The 1589-nt window shown below is 81.2% G+C and carries 3 protein-coding genes; 2 read left to right on the top strand and 1 reads right to left on the bottom strand.

Translation table 11 applies throughout. The features are described from left to right. Positions 1–374: SOS response-associated peptidase family protein (locus GTR00_RS20450; protein WP_166613365.1), on the bottom strand; the 374-nt coding region annotated here is incomplete at its 3' end. A gap of 81 nt (positions 375–455) precedes the next feature. Between GTR00_RS20450 and GTR00_RS20445 the strand changes: the two genes are divergently transcribed. Both GTR00_RS20445 and GTR00_RS20440 read left to right on the top strand, forming a co-directional pair. Further along, positions 456–986, top strand: a complete 531-nt coding sequence (locus tag GTR00_RS20445; protein WP_166613364.1) for a DoxX family membrane protein — start codon at positions 456–458, stop codon at positions 984–986. A gap of 84 nt (positions 987–1070) precedes the next feature. Next, on the top strand, positions 1071–1589 hold a 519-nt coding region (locus tag GTR00_RS20440), incomplete at its 3' end, for a 3-phosphoshikimate 1-carboxyvinyltransferase (protein WP_407659756.1).

The raw sequence follows: 1589 nt of genomic DNA, 5'->3' as shown, positions 1-1589 counted from the left end.
GGCCCGTCCCCCGGCCCGTGCCAGGCGTCCACCGGCACCAGGCAGCGGCGGGCCAGCGCCGCCTGCGCGGTGGCCCGCTCCCCCAGCAGCGTCGCGGCCGGGGCGCAGGCCGCGCGCGGGCCGCCGGAGGGGTCCGGCGCCCAGGCGGGCACCAGGCCCCAGCGCAGCGGGCGCAGCGAGCGGCTGGGCGGTGCGTCCGGCTCGCCGCGGCGGAAGCGCTCCAGCACCACCGGCGCGCTGGCGCCGGGCTCGACGAGCACCGCGGCGCCGGAGGCGCCCGGGCCGGTGGCGACCTCCTCCACCTCGAACTCCGCGGCCAGCTCGTCGGCGCGCCGCTGCAGGGCGTAGGAGGGCGGGGCGTGGGGAGGGCGCACGGGCCACACCCTGGCACGCGCCGCCGACACCGGCGCGCCCCGGCGGGTGCGCCCGCGCGCCGGGTGCGGTAGGCAACTCCCATGACTCTGGTGCGACGCGTTGCCCGACCGATGCTCGCGGCGATCTTCATCAAGACCGGCATCGACCAGGTGCGGGGCGCCGCCGACCTGGCCCCGGCCGCCGAGCCGGTGGTCGAGCGGGTCGCCGGGCCGCTGCACCTGCCCGAGGACCCGGTGCTGCTGGTGCGCCTGAACGGCGCGGCGATGGCCGCGGCGGGGGTGCTGTTCGGCCTGGGGCGCGCCCCGCGCCTGTCCGCGGCCGTGCTCGCCGCCACCGCGGCGCCCACCGCGTACGTGGCGCACCCGTTCTGGACGGAGAAGGACCGCAGCGTGCGCTCGGAGGTCCTCGGCGACTTCCTCAAGGACGTCGCCCTGCTCGGCGCGGCGCTGCTGGCGGCCGTGGACACCGCCGGCAAGCCGGGCGTGGCCTGGCGCGCCGGGCGCGCCGGGCGCGACGCCAAGCGGCTGGCCGCGCTGGCCGCGCGCGAGGCCTCGCACGCCGCGGAGTCCGGCCGCAAGGACCTGCGCATCGCCGCCGCCAAGGTCGGCTGAGCCCCCGCGCGCCGCCCCGGCGGAGCACGCCCCGGGCACCGCCCGCGGGTCGAGGTCCGCCGGGGCTCCTGCGAGGATGCCCGCGTGAGCCCGACGACCGCCGACGCCGTCCCCCCGTCACGACCGGACCCCGCGCCCGAGCTGTGGCCCGCGCCCCGCGCGGGCGGCCCGCTGGACGCCGTGGTGCCCGTGCCCGGCTCGAAGTCGCTGACGAACCGCTACCTCGTGGTGGCCGCGCTGGCCGAGCGCCCCTCGCTGCTGCGCGCGCCCCTGCGCTCGCGCGACACCGCCCTGATGGCGGAGGGGCTGCGCGCCCTGGGCGCGCGCGTCACCGGCGGCGGGGGCGCGGACGGCCTGGGGGCGGGCGACTGGCTGGTGCACCCGGGCCCGGTCACCGGCGGCGGGCGCGTGGACTGCGGCCTGGCCGGCACCGTGATGCGGTTCCTGCCGCCGGTGGCGGCGCTGGCCGAGCGGCCGGTGGAGTTCGACGGCGACCCGCGAGCCCGCGAGCGCCCGATGGGCGCGGTGCTGGACGGGCTGCGCCAGCTCGGGGCGGTCGTGGAGGACGGCGGGCGGGGCCTGCTGCCCTTCACGGTGCGCGGG

This window comes from Kineococcus indalonis (genome assembly GCF_009906395.1).
Taxonomy (GTDB): Bacteria; Actinomycetota; Actinomycetes; order Actinomycetales; family Kineococcaceae; genus Kineococcus; species Kineococcus indalonis.
The sequence above is the reverse complement of the archived record's forward strand: the minus strand, read 5'-3'. Positions and strand labels throughout refer to the sequence as shown.

Coding starts and splice junctions, on each gene's coding strand:
- GTR00_RS20445 (WP_166613364.1), top strand. CDS start 456: ATGACTCTGGTGCGACGCGTTGCCCGACCGATGCTCGCGGCGATCTTC.